The sequence below is a fragment of the Prauserella aidingensis genome, assembly GCF_024171865.1.
In the GTDB taxonomy this organism is placed as follows: Bacteria; Actinomycetota; Actinomycetes; order Mycobacteriales; family Pseudonocardiaceae; genus Prauserella; species Prauserella aidingensis.
Map to the genome: position 1 here is coordinate 188,945 of NZ_JAMTCN010000001.1, position 18,822 is coordinate 207,766.

17 protein-coding genes and 1 riboswitch are annotated in these 18,822 nt (G+C 73.0%); of the genes, 11 read left to right on the forward strand and 6 right to left on the reverse strand.

The genetic code is table 11. From position 1 onward, the window contains the following. Positions 1-207 precede the first annotated feature (207 nt). From LY13_RS00580 to metE, 3 genes are all read left to right on the forward strand, one after another. Positions 208-738: a TetR/AcrR family transcriptional regulator gene (locus LY13_RS00580; protein ID WP_253826373.1), complete on the forward strand. Its 531-nt coding sequence runs from the start codon at positions 208-210 to the stop codon at positions 736-738. Positions 739-846: 108 nt separating this feature from the next. After that, positions 847-2,019 (forward strand): acyl-CoA dehydrogenase family protein, encoded by a 1,173-nt coding sequence (locus LY13_RS00585; protein WP_253826121.1) that lies wholly within the window; start codon positions 847-849, stop codon positions 2,017-2,019. Between the two features lie 142 nt (positions 2,020-2,161). Then, positions 2,162-2,385, forward strand: a riboswitch (cobalamin riboswitch). A 127-nt stretch (positions 2,386-2,512) separates the two neighbouring features. Then, positions 2,513-4,612 (forward strand): 5-methyltetrahydropteroyltriglutamate--homocysteine S-methyltransferase, encoded by a 2,100-nt coding sequence (gene metE / locus LY13_RS00590; protein WP_253826122.1) that lies wholly within the window; start codon positions 2,513-2,515, stop codon positions 4,610-4,612. A gap of 73 nt (positions 4,613-4,685) precedes the next feature. Here metE and LY13_RS00595 read toward each other — a convergent pair whose 3' ends face one another. Together LY13_RS00595 and LY13_RS25835 are read right to left on the reverse strand one after the other, a co-directional pair. After that, on the reverse strand, positions 4,686-6,002 hold the full coding sequence (locus LY13_RS00595) for a cytosine permease (RefSeq protein WP_253826123.1): 1,317 nt from the start codon (positions 6,000-6,002) through the stop codon (positions 4,686-4,688). A gap of 269 nt (positions 6,003-6,271) precedes the next feature. Then, positions 6,272-7,723 (reverse strand): GH25 family lysozyme, encoded by a 1,452-nt coding sequence (locus LY13_RS25835; RefSeq protein ID WP_308216239.1) that lies wholly within the window; start codon positions 7,721-7,723, stop codon positions 6,272-6,274. A gap of 358 nt (positions 7,724-8,081) precedes the next feature. Between LY13_RS25835 and LY13_RS00605 the strand changes: the two genes are divergently transcribed. Further along, positions 8,082-9,161 carry an NAD-dependent epimerase/dehydratase family protein gene (locus LY13_RS00605; RefSeq protein ID WP_253826124.1) on the forward strand — a complete coding sequence of 360 codons (1,080 nt, stop codon included), beginning with the start codon at positions 8,082-8,084 and terminating at the stop codon, positions 9,159-9,161. 11 nt (positions 9,162-9,172) lie between these two features. On the opposite strand, the gene LY13_RS00610 is transcribed toward LY13_RS00605, so the two are convergent. From LY13_RS00610 to LY13_RS00620, 3 genes are read right to left on the reverse strand one after another with little or no spacing between them, the layout of a single operon-like run. Beyond that, positions 9,173-10,114, reverse strand: coding sequence for a sensor histidine kinase (locus LY13_RS00610; RefSeq protein ID WP_253826125.1), 942 nt, complete (start codon positions 10,112-10,114; stop codon positions 9,173-9,175). Next, positions 10,111-10,866 carry a response regulator transcription factor gene (locus tag LY13_RS00615; protein WP_253826126.1) on the reverse strand — a complete coding sequence of 252 codons (756 nt, stop codon included), beginning with the start codon at positions 10,864-10,866 and terminating at the stop codon, positions 10,111-10,113. Before LY13_RS00615 ends, LY13_RS00610 begins: the two co-directional genes overlap by 4 nt. Positions 10,867-10,898: 32 nt before the next feature. After that, positions 10,899-12,269, reverse strand: coding sequence for a hypothetical protein (locus LY13_RS00620; RefSeq protein ID WP_253826127.1), 1,371 nt, complete (start codon positions 12,267-12,269; stop codon positions 10,899-10,901). Between the two features lie 251 nt (positions 12,270-12,520). Between LY13_RS00620 and LY13_RS00625 the strand changes: the two genes are divergently transcribed. Genes LY13_RS00625 through LY13_RS00635 form a run of 3 tightly spaced genes read left to right on the forward strand, consistent with a single transcriptional unit; the run spans position 12,521 to position 14,549 of the window. Beyond that, on the forward strand, positions 12,521-13,156 hold the full coding sequence (locus tag LY13_RS00625) for a glycosyltransferase family 2 protein (RefSeq protein WP_253826374.1): 636 nt from the start codon (positions 12,521-12,523) through the stop codon (positions 13,154-13,156). After that, positions 13,153-13,839, forward strand: a complete 687-nt coding sequence (locus LY13_RS00630) for a TIGR04282 family arsenosugar biosynthesis glycosyltransferase (protein ID WP_253826128.1) — start codon at positions 13,153-13,155, stop codon at positions 13,837-13,839. Before LY13_RS00625 ends, LY13_RS00630 begins: the two co-directional genes overlap by 4 nt. Beyond that, positions 13,836-14,549 (forward strand): methyltransferase domain-containing protein, encoded by a 714-nt coding sequence (locus LY13_RS00635; RefSeq protein WP_253826129.1) that lies wholly within the window; start codon positions 13,836-13,838, stop codon positions 14,547-14,549. The genes LY13_RS00630 and LY13_RS00635 overlap by 4 nt, the downstream gene beginning before the upstream one ends. An 89-nt stretch (positions 14,550-14,638) precedes the next feature. Here the strand turns inward: LY13_RS00635 and LY13_RS00640 are convergent, their stop codons facing one another. Continuing rightward, entirely contained in the window at positions 14,639-14,893 is a 255-nt protein-coding gene (locus LY13_RS00640; RefSeq protein WP_253826130.1) for a transposase family protein, read from the reverse strand. A gap of 168 nt (positions 14,894-15,061) precedes the next feature. Between LY13_RS00640 and LY13_RS00645 the strand changes: the two genes are divergently transcribed. From LY13_RS00645 to LY13_RS00660, 4 genes are all read left to right on the forward strand, one after another. Next, the gene (locus LY13_RS00645; protein WP_253826375.1) at positions 15,062-16,255 is read left to right on the forward strand and encodes a DUF222 domain-containing protein; all 1,194 of its coding nucleotides are present in this window, start codon (positions 15,062-15,064) and stop codon (positions 16,253-16,255) included. Between the two features lie 11 nt (positions 16,256-16,266). Next, complete coding sequence (locus LY13_RS00650) at positions 16,267-16,731, forward strand: MerR family transcriptional regulator (RefSeq protein ID WP_253826131.1); 465 nt, start codon at positions 16,267-16,269, stop codon at positions 16,729-16,731. Then, positions 16,728-17,159 (forward strand): carboxymuconolactone decarboxylase family protein, encoded by a 432-nt coding sequence (locus LY13_RS00655; RefSeq protein ID WP_253826132.1) that lies wholly within the window; start codon positions 16,728-16,730, stop codon positions 17,157-17,159. Before LY13_RS00650 ends, LY13_RS00655 begins: the two co-directional genes overlap by 4 nt. Positions 17,160-17,315: 156 nt before the next feature. Beyond that, a complete protein-coding gene (locus tag LY13_RS00660) occupies positions 17,316-18,761 on the forward strand; it encodes an MFS transporter (protein WP_253826133.1) in 1,446 nt (481 codons plus the stop codon). Positions 18,762-18,822 lie beyond the last annotated feature (61 nt).

Sequence of the window (18,822 nt, forward strand, 5' to 3'; positions counted from 1 at the left end):
AGGGGACATGAACTGTCGTCCAGCAGCGCGGCCCCCGGCGACGCGGCCGCAGTCAACGCGCCCGCACCGGGATCCGCGACATCGACCTCCGCGACGCCGACCTCTGCGACGCCGACCTCCGCGGCCACCGACGGGGCGCGGGGAACCCGCGGCGCCGGTGAGCGGCGCTCCGGTCCCGCGGACTTCCGCAGGCGGCTCCTCGACGGACTGGCGGCCGAGCTCGCGGACGGCAGTTACCGCAGTGCCACGGTCGCCGGCATCGTGCGCCGCGCCCGGACGTCGCGCCGCACCTTCTACCAGCACTTCGCCGACCGCGACGAGTGTTTCGTGACGCTCATGGCCGAGACCACGGGCGAGATGGTCCGCCACGTCGCCGAGGCCGTCGACGAGACCGCGCCGTGGTCCGAGCAGGTGCGCAGCGCCGTCGAAGCGTGGTTCACCTATGCCGAGGCCGAACCTGCGATCGTCGTCAGCTGGATCAGGGACGTGCCCGCGCTCGGAGACAAGGCGCGCCAGCTGCAGCGGATGCAGCTCGACGGATTCGTGACGCTGGCGCAGCGGCTCGGGCAGCGTGCGCAGCTCCGCGGCGCGGGCACGCCCGTGCCGCGGGAGAGTGTGATCATCCTGCTCGGCGGGCTGCGGGAACTCGTGGCGACCACCGTCGAGGACAGCGGGAGCCTCGACGCCGTGGTCGACTCCGCCGTCCACGCGGCCGTGTCGTTGCTGACTCCCCGGTGACGCCTCGTCGCGCCGGCGGCACGATGACGGCCGGAGGCGGCACGACGACGTCCGCACCATGACGCCCGTCAGGGGACACCCCGCGACGCAGACGACGAGAGGATCCGCATGCCCGGCACACAGACACCGCTCGGCCTGTTCGGCACCGAGGACCTGATCGGCGAGGACGACAGGGCCATCCGCGACACGGTGCGGGCGTTCACCGCGGATCGGATCCGCCCGCACCTGGCGGACTGGTTCGACGAGGCGTCGATCCCGGCGCGCGAGCTGGCCCGTGAACTCGGCGACCTGGGTGTGCTGGGGATGCACCTGGAGGGCTACGGCTGCGCGGGCACCACCGCCACCGCCTACGGACTGGCGTGCATGGAGCTCGAGGCGGCCGATTCGGGTCTGCGGAGCCTCGTGTCGGTGCAGGGGTCGCTGGCCATGTTCGCGATCCGGCGCTGGGGCTCGGAGGAGCAGAAGCAGGAGTGGCTGCCGCGCATGGCCGCGGGGGAGGCGATCGGCTGCTTCGGCCTCACCGAGCCGGACTTCGGGTCCAACCCGGGCGACATGCGCACGTACGCGCGGCGCGACGGGGACGACTGGGTGCTCAACGGCACCAAGATGTGGATCACCAATGGTTCGGTGGCCGACGTCGCCGTCGTGTGGGCCCAGACCGAGGACAAGATCCGCGGCTTCGTCGTCCCCACGGATTCGCCAGGGTTCTCCGCTCCGGAGATCACGAAGAAGCTGTCGCTGCGCGCCTCGGTGACCAGCGAGCTCGTGCTCGACGACGTCCGGCTTCCCGCGTCGGCGATGCTGCCCGAGGCGCGCGGGCTGTCGGGGCCGCTGTCGTGCCTGAACGAGGCCCGCTACGGGATCGTGTTCGGCGCGCTCGGCGCGGCCAGGGACTGTCTCGAGACGGCGATCGCCTACGCGCAGGAACGCGACATCTTCGGCAAGCCCCTGGCCTCGTACCAGGCCACGCAGCTGAAACTCGCCGACATGAGCCTCGAACTCGGCAAGGGCATGCTGCTGGCGCTGCACCTCGGCAGGCTCAAGGACGCGGGAACGCTCACGTCCGAGCAGGTCAGCACCGGCAAGCTGAACAACGTGCGCGAGGCGATCGCCATCGCGCGCGAATGCCGAACGATCCTCGGCGCCAACGGCATCAGCCTCGAATATCCCGTGCTGCGGCACGCCAACAACCTCGAATCGGTTCTGACCTACGAAGGCACCTCGGAGGTGCACCAGCTCGTCATCGGACAGACGCTGACGGGGCAGTCGGCCTTCCGGTGACGAGGCGGGCCCGCGGGTGAGCCGGAACCGCGTGTGAGCGAGGTCTCGACCATCGCAGGCGCCGCAGGCGGGCGCCGGTCGGCGGGGCGCGCCGCGGGCCGGGCGGTGCCGGCGGTCCACGCGGCGGTGGCCCGAGCGGGGATAGGGTGGCGGTGCTGGTGGTTCACCCGCGCGGCCCGACCGGGCCCACGGGTGAGGCAAGAGGGAACCCGGTGCGAATCCGGGACTGCCCCGCAGCGGTGAGCGGGAACGACCGCCGTCAACGGCACTGGACCGTGAGTCCGGGAAGCGACGGCCAGTAGGAACCCCCGGCCACGGCCGGGATCGCCCGCGAGTCCGAAGACCTGCCACCGGCGCGCGCACCACCCGGTGCGCGCGGGTCCGAGGTCTCGCGGGTGGACCGGGCGGACGGGCCGGGCGGCTGCCCGGCCGGACTGCGCAGCTCCCTCGAGACCGTCGGCGCCCGTGTCGACGAGCTCGCGAGGAGAGAGCATTGACCGGCAGTATCGGTTCCACCGTCCTGGGATATCCCCGCATCGGCCCCGGCAGGCAGTTGCCGCGGGCACTCGAACGCTACTGGACCCACCGCACCGGCGAGTCCGAACTCCGCGCCGTCGCCCGGGAACTGCGGGCTCGCACGTGGCGGGAGTTGTCCGCCGCGGGGCTCGACTCCGTGCCGGGCGGTACGTTCTCGTACTACGACCACGTGCTCGACACCGCCGTGATGGCGGGCGCGGTGCCGGACCGGTTCCGCGCACTGGGACTCGGCCCGCTGGACACCTACTTCGCCATGGCGCGAGGGACCGACGCGGTGGCGCCGCTGGCCACGGCACCGTGGTTCGGCACGCGGTACCACCACGTCGTGCCGGAGATCGGCCCCGAGACCCCGCTCACGGTCGCCGACAACACGCCGGTGCGGGACTTCCTCGAGGCGCTACGGCTGGGTGTGACCACCCGTCCGGTGCTGCTCGGCCCCGTGACGTTCCTGCTGTCGTGTGCCCCGGCACCGGGTTCGCCCGCGGGGTTTCGCCCCCTGGACCGACTCGGTGACCTGCTCGGCGTCTACGCCGTGATGCTCCGCGAACTGCACGCGGCCGGAGCGGAGTGGGTGCAGCTCGACGAACCCGCGTTCGCCACCGACCGGACCGGGGCCGAGTGCGACGCGTTGCGCGACGCCTACGACGTCCTCGGCGCGCGGGACCGCAGGCCCGCGATGCTGACCGCCGTGCCGTACGGCGACCCCCGCGAGGCGTTCGGCGCACTGGCCGCCACCCCGGTCGAGGGCATCGCGGTCGACCTCGTCTCGGAGACGTCCACGGCGAACACGGTCGTCGGCACACCGGGACTGTCGGACAAGACGCTCGTCGCCGGCCTGGTCGACGGGCGCAACGTGTGGCGCACCGACCTCGACACGGCGTTGGTCACGGCGGCCACACTGCTCGGCTCGGCACGGGAGGTCGCGGTGGGCACGTCCTGTTCGCTGCTGCACGTGCCCCACGACGTGGACCTGGAGCCGGCGTTGGACCCGCAGGTCGCGCCGTTGCTCGCGTTCGCCCGACAGAAGGTGCGGGAGGTCGTGACCCTCGGTGCGGCCCTACGCCGCGGTCCGGACGTCGTGGCACGGGAGTTGACCCGCGGACGCGAGGTCCTCGCCGCGCGACGGGCGTCACCGCCGACCGACCGCGGTGTGCGGGCCCGGCTGGCCACGTTGCGGCCCGCGCATCTGCGGCGGCCCGCGTACGCCACCCGGCGGGCCGCACAGGAGCGGACCGGACGGTCACCGGAGGAGCCGATCGACCCGCTGCTCGATACGGTCCACGAGTGGGCCGGCACGGGCGTGATCGACGACGAACGCTACCGGGAGCGGATGCGTGCGGGGGTGGAGGACGTCGTGCGCCTGCAGGAGGCGCTCGGGCCGCAGGCCGCGGAGCTCGCCGCGCCGTCGGTGGCCGAGCGGCGCGACGACGGACTCGTGCGCTTCGTCGCGGGTCTGTTGGAGGGCGTGGTGTCGACCCGGCACGGCTGGGTGCAGCACGGCGGCGCCCACTGTGTCCGGCCGCCGATCGTGGTGGGGGACGTGAGCAGGCCGGCCCCGATGACGGTCGAGTGGGTCACCGGGGCCCAGCGGCTCACCACCTCCGCGGTGAAGGCCGTGCTGCCCGGACCTGCGACGATGCTCGCCTGCGCGTTCCCGCGCGACGACGTCCCCGCGGTCGACACGGCGGCGCAGCTGGCACTCGCCCTGCGCGACGAGGTGCGAGACCTCGAGGCGGCGGGGATCCGCGAGATCCAGGTGGACGAGCGCGCGTGGTGGCGGCGACTGCCGCTGCGGGAACGCGCCCGGCGCGACCATCTGACGTGGGCCGCCGAGGCGTACCGCGTGGCGACCTCGGGCGTGGCTGTGTCGACGCGGATCCGCACGGACCTGGGCGATACGGGTCTCGACGAGACGCTCGAGGCGACCGCCGCGCTCGACGCCGACGTGACGAGCGGCGCCGGGACGGCAGGCGTGACCCGCACCCACGCCGACGTTCTGGAGATGTGGCGCAACGCCGTGTCGGACCCGGAGTCGGCGGACCGGCCGTCGTCGTAGCCCGGGCGGGCGTCCGGTTGCCGGCCTCGCGTGGGTGGCCGGACGTCCGCCGCTGCGGCCGTGTCCTCGGCCGTCAGCCGGGCGTGCTGCGGCGTGCGGTCGCCACGGTGGTGAGCACCGCGGCGAGCGCGAGCGCGACGACGATGCCCTGCACGGCCGGGATACCCACGTCGAGCAACGAGCCGCCCAGCGCCACCAGGGTGCCCCCGAGGTAGGCGAGCACGCCCGGCCACACGACGAGCGGCACGTCGTCGACCGCGGTACCGGGATCGCGCCGCTTCCACGAGAAGAGGAACGTGCCGATCAGTACCCCGCCCAGCGGCGGGACGAACACGCCGAGCAGCGTGAGGAACGACGTGATCGCCTCGTCGATTCCGGTCAAGGCCATGACGATGCCGACGGCGACGCCGCCCACGATGAACGGCCGCTTGTCGGGTTTGCCGAACAGTTCCGCACCCGCGACGCCGAACGCGTACGCGGTGTTGTCGTTGGTGGTCCAGAGGTTCGCGATGATGAGCAGCACCGCCAGGCCGGTCGAGCCCAGCCCGAGGAGCACGTTCGCGAAGTCCGGTTCGCCGTACCCGATGGCCCCGAGCCCGCCGAAGGCGAGGAGTCCGAACTGGACCAGCAGCATCGTCGCGGCGGTCATCGCGAATGCGAGCGTGCTGCCGGGGGCGAACCGCGTCCAGTTGCCGATCTGTGAGCCACCGCTGACGAACGTGCCGATCATCATCGTCAGCGCCGCGCCCGCGCTCATCGCACCCGTGCCCTCGTAGGCGAGCACCGCGTCCCATCCGCCCGCTTCGTCGACCGCGGAGACCGCGATCCACAGGCACAGCGCCGTCATGAGCGGCACCGACAGCCACGACAGCAGTTCGATGCCGCGGAATCCGGTGTAGGCCGTCACGGCCATCGCGATGCCGCCGACGAGCACGAGCGGCCACGTCACCGACAGGCCGAACGCGCCACCGAGCAGTGTCGCGAGTACCCCGACCGTGATGCCGTACCACCCGACCTGCGTGCCGCCGAGGAGCATGGACGCCCACTTGCCGCCGATCCGGCCCAGCGCGAGCCGCGCCAGCAGGACGGTCGTCAGGCCCGTGCGGGCGGCGGCGAGGCCGAGGGTCGCGATGTAGCAGGCGAGCACGAGCGCGGACACGAGCGCGAGCACGACGAACGTCGAGAACGGGAACGCTCCCGCCACCTGGCCGCCCGTCGCCATCGTCGGCGTGAAGAACCCGAAACCGGCGATCACCACCGCCAGCGAGGCGACGCCCTTCCTGGCGTGGGCGGGGACTCGCCCGAGCGGGTGGTCGCGGTCGACCGGCGTCGCGGTGGCCGGGGCCGGGTCCGCAGCGCCGGGTTCGGGCGGTGTCTGAGACGTCGTCACGGAGCACCTCTCGGGAGGGGACGGGGAGAGGGGAGCGCCACTCCACGGCGACGGGGAGGGTACGTGCGCCGGAGGCGGACGTTAACCCGAGAGCGTAACCGCCGTGTTTCCGGCGTCGGGCAGTGCTGTTGCGGGTCCGCTCGTCTCGGCACCGGGTCCGTGCTCGGTCGTTCGGGGGTGACCGAGCACGGACGTACGCCGGTGCCCGGCCCTGCGCCTGTCGGGCGCGGGGCCGGGCACCGGGGGAGCGGGGAGTGCGGGTGCCGGCCTCAGCGCCGCGAACGGGCGGGCGCGCGGGTGAGCGTCAGCACGATCAGGCCCAGCACGATCAACGCCGCGGCGAACACGATCATCCGGGGCAGGTCCTGCGCCGCGCCGGTCTCGGCGAGCTCGTCCGGACCACCGTCCTGTGCGGTCACGTCGCCGCCCGACTTCTGCTGCGGCTGCTGGTGCGGTTGCGGCGACTGCTGCGGAGCCTGTTCGGCGGCCCGCTTCGGCTCCTCGTGCACCGCGAGCCGGTCGGTGCCGTCCGATTCGGACGCGGCGTCGTCTCCGGATGCGGCCTCGTTCTCGGATGCCGGGTCGTTCTCGGTGCCGTCCTGGCCGCCGCCGTCGCCGTTGCCCGCGACGGCATTCGGCTGGTGCGTGGCCGTGCCGTCGTCCCCGGCCTCGGCATCGTCGGTGTCGTTGCCGCGTCCCTGGTCGCCTCCGTCGTCCTCGGCCTGCGGATCGGCCGGCTCCTCGCGGCCCGCCGAGTCGTCCTCGGCCGGGGCGTTCGGGCTGTCGGCCTGCTCCGACTCGGGAGTGGACGGTTCCGGGGCCGCGTCGGACTCGGGTTGCGGCGAGGGCTTCGGGCTGGGCTCCGGTTTCGGAGACGGTTCGGGTTCGGGCTCCGGTTCGGGCTCCGGCTTGGGCTCCGGCTCCGGCTCCGGTTTCGGTTCGGGCTCGGGCTCGGGCTCGGGCGAACGGTCCGCTTCGCCGGCCGCGAGCCGCTTGAGCTGGTCCATCGAGCCGTTGAACGTGTTCTGGTCGCCGGGCATCGGACCGTGGTCGTTGTACTGCCAGATCGTGTAGTGCCCCCAGCCGTTGGGCAGCTCGCCGACGCGCTCGTTGTAGCGGGCGATGAACAGCGGATGGTCGCTGCCGAAGCGGCCGGTGTTGCCTGTGCAGGTCTTCCACCAGCTCGTGGTCGTGTAGATCATCGGCCACCGGCCGGTCTTGGCGTGGATCCGCTCGGAGAAGTTCTCGATCCACCGGACCATGCTGCCGTGCGACCGGCCGTAGCAGGGGTCGCTGCCGTACGGGTTGTACTCCATGTCCAACAGTGGCGGCAGCGTCTTGCCGTCGGCCGACCAGCCGCCGCCGTTGGCGACGAAGTAGTCGGCCTGGGGCGCGGCGGCACCGACGTCCGGGCGCGCGAAGTGGTAGGCGCCGCGGATCATGCCGACGTCGTAGGCGCCGTTGTACTGCTGGGCGAAGTACGGGTTGATGAACCCGGTTCCTTCGGTGGCCTTGATGTAGGCGAACCGCGCGCCGGTGTTCCACGCGTGCTTCCAGTTCACGTTCTGCTGGTGCCCCGAGACGTCGATCCCGGGCACGCTCTCGGGCGCGGCGGCGGCCCGCGAGCCGCTCAGCAGCGTCAGGGAACCGAGCAGCATCGCCCCCAGCGCGGCCAGGGTCAACGAGATCCGCGAGGCGGTGCGCAGGCCGTTCGCCGGCATCGTGTTCCTCCCACGCCGCGCGCGGGCGGGCCCGGGCGCGGTATTCGGTTCGGACCGCTCTCGACATACGCGCGGCCCTGGTCTGCACAAGCGCCCCCAGGATCGGTTCACCTGGTGCCGGTGTAAACATGTGGGTCGGGTGTGGCGCATGTGACTTCTGAGGTTTACGCAGGTCAGGTGACATCCGGCGACGTCGCAGTGCAGCCGAAGTCACCTCCGTGGGGGACGCCTACGAGGGGATGGTCTGTCGTCTCGTCGGCGGTACGGGCCGGGCCGTTCCGCGGGACGGTTCTGACGGATTCGTGACATCCGGACCGGCGTGGGCGCATCGCCGGGCGGGCGCTCCTACGGTGGCGGCATGCGTGTTCTCATCACCGGTGGCGCAGGCTTCGTCGGATCGCACGTGGCGGACGTCCTGACCGAGCGTGGCCACGAGGTCCGGCTGCTCGACGCGCTCGTCGACACGGCCCACGGCGGTGACGAGCCGCCCGCCTGGGTGCGCGGGTACGACACGATGCTGGGCGACGTGCGCTCGGCAGAGGTGCTCGACTCCGTGTTGTCCGATGTGGATGTCGTGTGCCACCAGGCCGCCGTCGTCGGGCACGGGCTCGATCCGTCGGACGCGCCCCGCTACACCGGGCACAACGACCACGGCACCGCGGTCCTGCTGGCCGCGATGTACCGGGCCGGGGTTCGGCGGCTGGTGCTGGCGTCGTCGATGGTGGTCTACGGCGAGGGCCGGTACCGCTGTCCGGACCACGGCCCGACGCCGCCGGGGCCGCGGGACGCCGAGGCGGTCGCCGCGGGCCGGTTCGAACCGCCGTGCCCCCGATGCGGCGCCGACCTCGCACCCCTGCTCGTGCCGGAGGACGCCGCGCTGGACCCGCGCAGCGTGTACGCGGCGTCCAAGGTGGCGCAGGAACACCTCGCGAGCGCGTGGGCCCGGCAGACCGGCGGCGACGTGTGGGCGTTGCGGTACCACAACGTGTACGGCCCCAGGATGCCGCGCGACACCCCGTACGCGGGCGTGGCGTCGCTGTTCCGGTCCTGGCTCGAACGGGGCGAGGCTCCCGTGGTGCTGGAGGACGGCGCGCAGCGGCGGGACTTCGTCCACGTGCGGGACGTGGCGCTCGCCAACGCGCTCGCGGTGGAACGGCCGGCCGCGGCGGGCCTCACCCCGGTGAACGTGTGTTCCGGCGAACCGCACACGGTGGGCGAGCTCGCGGCGGAGCTTGCTCACGTCATGGGCGGTCCGGAGCCGCGGATCGCGGGCGGGGCGCGGCCCGGCGACGTGCGGCACGTCGTCGCGGACCCGGCGCGGGCGGAGGAACTGCTCGGCTTCGCCGCGGCCGTGTCGTTCGCGTCCGGCGTGGCGGCGTTCGCCACGGATCCGCTCCGCGCGCCGGCGGACCTTGGCCGGTCCGCGCCGCGGCGGTGAGCGGGTGCGGCTCAGGTCGCGAGCGGCAGCCGGATCTCGAACCGGCAGCCCGGACCGTGGTTGCGTACGTCGATGCGGCCGGAGTGTGCTTCCACCAGCCCCTTCGCGATGGCGAGCCCGAGTCCGGCTCCTGCGGGCTGGTCCCCGGACTCCGGCGTGCGCGCGGTGGTGCCGCGGTAGGCCACGTCGAACACCTTCGGCAGGTCGGCTTCGGTGATGCCGCCGCAGGCGTCGTCGATGGCCAGCACGCCGTGCCTCTCGTCGACACCGGCGTGCACGACGACGGTGCCGTCGTGCGGGGTGTGGCGGATGGCGTTGGACAGCAGGTTGCGCACGACACGGCCCAGTTCGGAATCGCTGCCGAGCACGACCGGCCAGACCGGCGCGTCGGTGTGGACCCGGATCCGTTTCCGCCGGGCGACCGGCCCCTCCGCGGCGAGTGCGTCCCCGACGACGTCGTGCAGCGGTACCGCCGCGAACGTGAGCCGGAGCGCGCCTGCCGTGATCCGGGACAGTTCGAACAGGTCGTCGACCATGCCGGACAGTGGGCTGCGCAGGTCGTGACTGATCCACGCCACCAGCTCGCGGCGCGACTCCTCCGCGGCGCGTTCCCGGCGGCGGGCCTCGCGTTCCCACACGCTGCGCCGGGCGATGAGGCGTCCGAACAGGACGGCCAGGGGCACGGTCACCAGCGCCACCAACAGGCAGACGAGCCACATCGTGGCGAGGGTGGCGTCGAACATGAAGCCGCTGACGCCGAGCACACCCGCGAACATGGCCGACACCGGGATCAGCACCAGCACGGTCATCGTCGTCGCCAGCGCGCGGCGGCGCACGGCGCGGAGCACGAGCGCGCCCGCGAGGACCACGGGAACCACCAGCGCGAGCGCCACCGGCAGGATGTGGAGCGCGTGCTCCAGCATCGCCGCGAAGGACTCGTCCGCCGTGATCATGCGCCGAGGCCCGCGTCGTAGCGGTAGCCGACGCCCCACACGGTGGCGATCCGGGCGGGTTCGGCGGGGACCCGCTCGATCTTCTCCCGCAGCCGTCGCACGTGGACGGTCACAGTCGACTGATCGCCGAAGTCCCAGCCCCACACCCGTTCCAGGAGCTGCTGCCTGGTGAACGCGGTGCCCGGGTGGGTGAGGAAGAACCACAGCAGGTCGAACTCCCGCGTGGTCAGCGCGAGCCCGGTGCCGCGCAGCGTGGCGGTGCGGGCGGCCGGGTCGAGCGTCAGCGGTCCGTCGGTGACCACGGACGCGGACCCGTCGGCGTCGGCCTGCGGCGCCGCCCGCCGCAGCACCGACGCCACGCGCAGCGCGAGCTCGCGCGGGCTGAACGGCTTCGTCACGTAGTCGTCCGCGCCGAGTTGCAGCCCCGCGATGCGGTTCTCCTCCTCGCCGAGAGCGGTGAGCATGACGACGGGCACGTCGGAGGCCTCGCCGCCCGCGCGGATGCGGCGGCACACCTCGAGCCCGTCGAGGTCCGGCAGCATCAGGTCGAGCACGACGAGGTCGGCAGGCCGCTCCCGGTGGGCTCGCAGCGCCTCGCTCCCCGTGCCCACCTGAGTGACGGTGTAACCGGCCAGTTCGAGATACCGGCGAACCACGTCGCGGACGGTCTCGTCGTCGTCGACCACGAGCACCGTGCCCGCGGCCCCTGCCGGCGAACCGGCGTCTGCCGGGCAGCTCCTGGTGGTGGTCATGGCACTCCTCGGTCGGGTCACGCGCGGCGGCGTCACCAGTTCGTCAGGAACAGATGATTCACCGCGAGTGCGGTCGCGGCCTGCACCGTCAGCCACCAGCGTGCGCTGCGCGCCGGGAGGAACGCCGCGGCGGCGAGCAGCCAGACGGCGAAGGGCAGCCAGATCCGTTCGACCTCGGCCTTGGACAGCCCCGACAGGTCGGCCACCACCACGGTCACGACCGCGCCGGCGACCACGGCGACGAGCCGGGGTGCGGTGCGCACGGCACCCGCGGCCCGGCGGAGCGCCGGTCCGACCGCGGGTCCGGTGGCGAGCGCGAGACAGCCCAGGTTGGCCCACACCCAGAACGAGTACGGCCGGTCCGCGGCGATGCCCTCGTAGTACCGGTCGACGACGGCATGGTAGCCGTCCAGCCACCAGAATCCGGCGAGCGCGAACACCCCGACGACGGCGAGCGCGGCGGCCACGGCCAGGCCGAGCGCCCGCCACGCGCGGGTCGCGACCACGACGGCCAGTGCGACGGCCCCCAGGGTGATCAGCCCGTACGAGAGGAAGATGCCGAAACCGAGGATCGCGCCCGCGGGCACGGCCCACGCCGTGTGGCGCACCGCGGCGAGCGCCAGCAGCGCGATTCCGGTGGCGGTCGCACCGGCGAACAGGGCATCGGCCGACACCCCGAGCCACACCGCGCCGGGCAGCAGCACCAGGAGGGGGAGGGCGACGCGGGCGCGGTCGGGATGGCCGAGCAGCGATACCGTCGCGGGGACGGCCACCGCCACGAGCGCACCCGCCAGCACGCACACGGTGGACGCGGCGACACCGCCGCCGAGTCCGATGCGGTCGAGCCAGACGAACACCAGTGTGGCGCCGGGTGGGTGCCCTGCCACGTGCACCGTCCACGAGTCCGGTTGGCCGTGGGCGATGCGGTCGGTGAACCCGGCGAGCATCGCGGGGATGTCGGTGATTCCGGGGACTTCGGCGAGGTACTCGGTGCCGGGCGTGAGCCGCTTCGCGAAGCCCGTCCGCCAGCCGTCCACGAGCGCGAGCGACGTGATCCAGCCGACCGATACGACGTACCCGAGCAGCAGCGCTCGCCGCCACGGCAGCCTGGCGGCGAGCGAGGGGCCGTAGAGGACGGCGAGGAGCGCCAGCAGGACGGCGGGGATCGTGCCCGGTCCGGTGTGCACGTACGGCGTGCCGATGATCGGCCACTCGCCGAAGTTCTCCGGCGCGCCCTTGAACGAGCTCGGTCCGAGCTGCCGTGCCGGGTTCCACCAGAGCGTGCCCACTACCGACACCCCGACCAGCGCGACGACGGCCGCGGCGGCGACGAGGTCGGCGGGTGGCACGGCCCGGCTCCGAGTGGGGGAGCCGGGCCCCTCGGCACGCGGGTCGGCGGTCATCGCCGTCGAATCTAACGGTGCGGACGCGGGCGGCCCAGTCGGCGTGGCGGGACGTCAGGACTTCGTAAGACGTCGGTCCGGCCGTGGACACGTCAGCCTTTCGTAAGCCGCCGCGTGGTTCTCACATGCCGCCCGGGCGGCCTAGCGTCGCAGAGGTGGACGACGACAGAGGTGAGACCGGCGCGCGGGGCCCGGCCGGCCCCGCGGACGCCGGCGACGGAGGTGACCGGCGCGGCGACCGGTCCGGGACCGTGGACGTGGTGCTGCCGTGCCTGAACGAGGCTGCGGCGTTGCCGCAGGTGCTGGCCCGCCTGCCTGCCGGCTACCGCGCGCTCGTGGTGGACAACGGCTCCACCGACGACTCGGCGTCGGTGGCCCGCGACCACGGCGCGACCGTCGTCACCGAGACCCGGCCCGGCTACGGCGCGGCTGTCCACACCGGACTTCTGGCGGCATCGGCGGACATCGTGTGCGTGATGGACGCCGACGGCTCGCTGGACGCCGCGCGGTTGCCCGACCTGGTGGCAGACGTGGCTCCCGACCGGCTGGTCGTGGGAGCACGACGACCGGTGACCGCGGCGGCCTGGCCCTGGCACGCGCGCGCGGGCAACCGGCTGATCGCCGCGGTGCTCCGGCGGCGCGGCGTGCCCGTCACCGACCTCGGCGCGGTCCGCGCGGCGCACCGGGAACCGCTGCTCGGGCTCGACGTGCGGGACCGGGCGTTCGGCTACCCGCTCGAGGTGCTGTTGCGCGCCGCGGAGGCGGGCTGGACGGTGGTGGAGCGGCCGGTCGACTACCACGAACGGGCCGCGGGGACCCGCAGCAAGGTGACGGGGTCGGTGCGCGGCACCTGGCGCGCGGTCCGCGACATGGCGAGGGTGCTGTGAGCGGCGGGGTCGTGCTCGTCGTCGCGAAAGCGCCGGTCGCGGGCGCGGCGAAGACGCGGCTCGCGACGTCCGCCGGTGCCGTCGCCGCGGCGCGCGTGGCGGCGGCGTCGTTGCTGGACACGCTCGACGCGGCGGTGCGCACCCCGGCCGCGACGACCGCTGTCGCGTTCACCGGAGATCTCGACGCCGCGGAGGAGCGCGCCGAGCTGACGGAGCTGTTGGACCGGTGCGAGGTCTTCGGCCAGCGCGGCTCCGGGTTCGCCGAACGGCTTGCGGCGGCCCACGCCGACGTGGCCGAGCGGCACGCGGGCGCGCCGGTGGTGCAGATCGGGATGGACAGCCCGCAGGTCACCCCGGCCCTGCTCGCCTCGGCGCTGTCACGGTTGGACGCCGCAGGTGCCGCGCTCGGCCCCGCGGCGGACGGTGGGTGGTGGGCGCTCGCGCTGCGGGATCCCCGGCACGCCGCTGTCCTCGTCGACGTCCCGATGTCCACGGCGGACACGGCGCGGGCCACCCGCGCGGCACTGGCCGGCCGCGGTCTCGACGTGGCGTCCCTGCCCATGATGTCCGATGTGGATACCGTCGACGACGCCCGCGCGGTCGCACGCACGGCGCCGGACGGCCGCTTCGCGCGTGCCGTGGCGGCCGAACTCGGAGTGCCACCGGGGGACGGGACACGGTGAACGGATTCGAGACCGGACTGCTGGGCGGACGGGCGTGGTTCGACGTGGCCGACGGCACCCGCATCCCGCTGCCCGCCGAACGCTGGCACGCGACGACGGCAGGCGGCGACGAACTGTTGCTCGCCGGGTGCTCGGGGCCGACCGTCGACGTGGGCTGCGGTCCGGGCCGGCTGAGTGCGGCGCTCGGCGACCTGGGTGTTCCGGTTCTGGGTGTGGACTCGTCCCCGGTGGCCGTCGAGCTGGCCCGGCGCCGCGGCGCGCCCGTCGTGCAGCGCAACGTCTTCGAGCGGCTGCCCGGCGAGGGCCGATGGCGGCACGCACTGTTGGCGGACGGCAACATCGGGATCGGCGGCGACCCGGTCGTCCTGCTGCGCCGGGTCGGGCGGCTACTGGCACCCGGCGGCAGCGTGCTCGTCGAGCTCGACCCACCCGGCGGTGGAGTGCGCCGCGGCCGCGCGCGGATCGCCACGGGAGGCGCCGCGCCCGGAGCGTGGTTCGACTGGGCCTGGGTCGCGGCCGACGCCGCGCCCGAGGTCGCGTCCGAGGCGAGCCTGCACCTGGACTGGGTGGTCGGCCACGCCGGCAGATGGTTCGCCGAACTGCGGAAACCCCGCCGGGATCGGCGGTGGGCGAGGAGTGTGGGACACGACCGGACACCTGACCGCCACGGGAATCCGGACTCCGACGGGGGAGTGGGCGCCCCGGCGTGAGGCGCCGGCGCGGCGCTGACGAGGCGGCCGATCGGGATGAGGGTGCCATCCAGGATTACAGGGTCCCACCGTCGCCGGCGGACTTCCCGTCACGCCGTGCGCAGCGTCGGGGCGCGGCGCGCGAGAAGGTCAACGGCCTCGTGCACGTAGGGCCAACAGGTCGTGGTCGACACCCCGAAACCCGCCGCGACCTCCGCGAACGGCTTGCCGTTACGCAGATTCACCAGCACCAGCACCAGCACCAGCACCAGCACCAGCACCAGCACCAGCACCTGCTCCGGGGGATCCAGCGCCCGCGACGGCGACCCCGGACCCCGACGGTGTGCCCTGATCAGGCGTGACACGAAAACCAGGTCGCTTCCGACAACGGCAGCGCGGCACGGTACCCGGCCGCGCACGAAAACCCTGACACCCCAACGCGTGCCGGCCGGGATGAGAACGCTCCACTGTCTCACCCTATCGTGTGTCGAGTATTCGACCACAAGTTCGATAGTATCGGTGTTGTGGATGACATGGGGGACGGCGTTGGAGCCATGATCGAGCGGGTGCGGGAGGTCCGTGCCCGGCGCGCGCGGCTCGATGCCGAGGAACTGACACTGCTGGCCGACATTGCGGCGGTGGTGGGTGATGACCGGGGGTTGGCGGAGGAGTTGACGCCGGTGCTGCGGGTCTCGACCCGTGAGGTGGAGCGGCGTATCGACGCTGGCCGGTCGGTGGCGGGGCGGATGCCGTGGTTGCTGGCTGCGATGCGGGCCGGTGAGGTGGAGTCGTATGGGGCCAGGCGGGTGTTGGCGGTGGTCGGCCCGCTCGACGACGACGCCGCCCGGACGGTGGACGCGTTGCTGGCGGAAAGGCTGGCCGATGCGCCGGAGACGGCGTGGCAGCCGGGGAACCTGGCCCAGCGGGCGCGCCGGTTGGTGGAGAAGGTCGACCCCGACGGGCAGGCCGAGCGTGCGCGGCGAGCCCGGGCGGAACGGAAGCTCGAACTCGCCCCCGGCGAGCATGTGATGTCGTCACTCGAAGCGCAGCTGCCGGCGGAGGTGGCGAGTGCGTGCTACTCCCGTGTGGATGCGATGGCGCGGTCGCTGCGCCGCAGCGGCGACGGCCGCACCCTGGACCAGCTGCGGGCGGACGTGACCGCCGACCTGCTCCTGGGACGCGACCCGGGCGTGGCGCCGTCGGAGGCGGCGGCCACGGTGTACCTGCACGTGCCGGTCGATGCGGCTCTGACGATCTCCGACCAGGGGTGCGAGCTGGACGGGTACGGGCCCATCCCGGCCGCGGTTGCGCGGGAGATCATGACCAACTCCCGCAGCGTCTGGCGGGCCGTGTTGTGTGATCCGGGCACCGGCGAACCGGTCGACCGGGGACGCACCCGGCGACGACCCAGCGCGACACCCGAGCACGTCACGCACCGAGGTGTGGCGCCCCGACCCGCGACACCCCGGCACGCGACACCCCGGCACGTGACGGCCACTCGCGCCGCGATGACGACAGGCGACGGTCCACCGCGGCGACCTCGGACACGGCGACGCCCCCGCCCGGCGTGGAGCGGTAGGCGGCGTCGTCCTGCCGTATGGGCCGGACGACGGCGACCCGGCGTCCGGCCCATACGCAGCGCAGTCCGGACGCTTGCCGTTCCCGGCGCCGTCGCCGTGAACATCGATCGCCGGCGCGGTTGCGTTCGAGTGCGCTCACACCTCTAGCGTCCTCGTTCATGGAACCGGACGAGACGTTGCGCGAAGCACTTCGGCTGGCGGTGGATCCGCCGGGCGGGGTCTCGGTCGAAGCGTTGCGTGAGCTCGCTCGTGACGACGACTCGACCGACTGGGACATCGCGACCACGGCTGCGCACCTCGGCGTGAATCCTCACACGCTGCGCTACTACGAGCGCATCGGCCTGGTCCGCGTGCCTCGCGACGGTGCCGGCCGTCGTCGCTACGACGCCGCCGCGATTCGCCGTCTCGTGTTCCTGGTACGGATGCGGACCTCCGGTATGCCGATCAGCGACCTGCGCCACTACGTGGACCTCGCCGACGCGGATCGGGACACGGTGTCCGAACGCATGGACATGTTGCTGGAGCACCGCGACACCCTGCGCACCCAGATCGCGCAGCTTCAACTCGCCCTCGCCGCCACCGAGTACAAGATCGCCACCTATCAGGAAGGTCCCCGGCCATGACGGACACCTCCGCTCGCCACCACGACATCGACAGCACCGAGCAGCTCGCTCGTCGCCGTCACGGCCAGGCGGTGCTGTCGCGGATCGACGGCCACGCCGGTGAGGCGGTGATCGACTCACTCGCCGACATCAATCCCGCGCTCGGACACCACATCGCGGCGTTCGGATTCGGCGACGTCTACGACCGTCCGGGCCTGGATCCGCGAAGTCGCCAACTCGTCACCCTCGGCACCTTGATCGCGCTCGGTGGTTGCGAGCCGCAGCTCAAGGTCCACATCGGTGCGGCACTGAACGTGGGCCTCAGCCGGGAAGAAATCACCGAGGCCATCCTGCACGCCGCCTGCTACTGCGGATTCCCCCGCGCCGTGAACGCCACCTTCGCGGCGCGTGAGGTCTTCACCGAGCGCGACACCGCTGCCGCCGACTGACACCCGGCGGGTTCGCGGGTGAGGTCGCCGGAGGGGTGGCGAAACGGCCGTCCGATGTCGCATTCTCGATCGTCGCCGCGCCCCGCCCGCAGGGCGAGGTGCGGCGACGCCGGCAGGCGACCGCCTCCCCGGCACGGTTCGAACAACGGAGTTCACATGGAACCGCAGTCCCCACTGCAGGGGGCCGCACCGGCCGGTGACCGCCGGCAGGCCCCGCGGAAGTTGACCGCCGGCGAACGGAAGGTGCTGGCCAGCACCCTCGCCGGCACCTCCATCGAATGGTTCGACTTCTTCATCTACGCCCAGGCCGCCAGCCTCGTGCTCGCGCCGCTGTTCTTCGGCCCGCTCAGCGAGGACTCGCCGGGGCTCGCGGCGGTCGTGTCGCTGGCGACGATCGGGATCAGCTTCCTGTTCCGCCCGCTCGGCGCGATCGTCGCCGGCCGCTACGGTGACCGGCTGGGCAGGAAGAAGATGCTGGTGCTGACGCTCGTCACGATGGGCGGAGCGACGTCGCTGATCGGCCTGCTGCCGACCTACTCCGAGATCGGCGTCGCGGCGCCCGTCCTGCTGATGCTGCTGCGGATCCTGCAGGGATTCTCCGCGGGCGGGGAGTGGGGCGGCGCCGCCCTGATGTCGGTCGAGCACGCACCCGTCCACCGGCGTGGGACGTTCGGCGCCTACCCGCAGATCGGTGTGCCCATCGGCCTGATCCTCGCCACCGGGATGCTGTGGGCCATCACCGCCGTGACCACCCCGGAGCAGTTCGAGACCTGGGGCTGGCGGATCCCGTTCCTGTTCTCGGTGGTGCTGGTCGTGGTCGGCTACCTGATCCGGCGGGCCGTCGAGGAGAGTCCCGTGTTCCAGGAGATGCTGGAACGGCGGAAGGAGTCGTCCGCACCGCTGCGCGATCTGATGCGCCGCAACAAACGCGAGGTGCTGCTGACCGCGCTCATCTTCGTGGGCAACAACGCGGCCGGCTACCTCGTCATCGCGTACTTCCTCAGCTACGGCACCAGCGTGCTCGGGCTGGAACGGTCCGCGATCCTGACGGTGATCGTGATCGCCTCCGTCGCGTGGCTGGCGTCCACGCTGTGGGGCGGCATGCTGTCCGACCGCATCGGCCGGGTGCGGACGTTCCAGTTCGGGTACGCGTTCATGTTCCTGTGGATGCTGCCGATGTTCCTGCTGGTCGACACCGGTGACCTGGTGCTGTTCGGTGCCGGGATCGTGATCCTGGCCCTGGGGTTGGGCTTCTCGTACGGGCCGATGTCCGCGCTGTACGCCGAGATGTTCCCGGTCAGCGTGCGCTACTCGGGCGTGTCGATCGGGTACGCGCTCGGCGCGATCCTCGGCGGGGCGTTCGCACCCACGATCGCCGAGTTGCTCGTGCAGGGCACCGGCTGGGGCGGCTCGGTGGGCCTGTACATCATGCTGCTCGCCGTCATCTCCGGCGGCGCGGTGTCGCTCGTCGCCGAGCCCAAGGGCGTCGATCTCGGCGTGGGAGCAGCCGACCGGGGCTCGGCGGACCGGGACGCAGGCGGCCGGGACTCGACCGACCGGGGCTCGGGCGGACAGGATGCCGCCGATCGGACGGGTGCCTGACGCCGGTTCCGTGCCCTGACCCCGTGTCCCCGTCCGGTGGCCGTGCCGGCCGGACGGGGAC